Source organism: Mesorhizobium sp., from assembly GCF_005063415.1.
Taxonomy (GTDB): domain Bacteria; phylum Pseudomonadota; class Alphaproteobacteria; order Rhizobiales; family Rhizobiaceae; genus Mesorhizobium.
On sequence record NZ_SUEG01000389.1, the window covers coordinates 1 to 349 of the forward strand.

Here is a 349-nt window from a genome sequence, read left to right on the forward strand (position 1 = left end):
GTGGCGGTGTCGGAAGGGAGCGTCGCGGTAGCACTGGCGTTGCTGGTGGCGTGGGAAGGGGCAGTCGCAGTCGAAGTGCTGTCGCCGGTGGCGTCATGGGAAGGGGCAGTCGCAGTTGAACTGGTGTCGCCGGTGGCGTCATGGGAAGGGGCAGTCACAGTCGAACTGGTGTCGCTGGTGGCGGCGTCGGAAGGGGGTGTCGCGGTAGCACTGGCGTCGCTGGTGGTGGTGTCGGAAGGTTCGGCTCCGGTGGTAGCGAGGTTGTGCTCCCGGAAAACGGCTTGCAGTTCGGACGAGCTTTCAAGCGCGGTGTCGCCGTTCTGCGTTCCCCATTTATAGGTGTAGTCGA

General features: G+C 64.5%; 1 protein-coding gene. It reads left to right on the forward strand.

The genetic code is table 11. The features are described 5' to 3' along the window. On the forward strand, nucleotides 1–339 hold a 339-nt coding region (locus E5W70_RS32745), incomplete at its 5' end, for a hypothetical protein (protein WP_292665517.1). Between the last annotated feature and the right edge of the window lie 10 nt (nucleotides 340–349).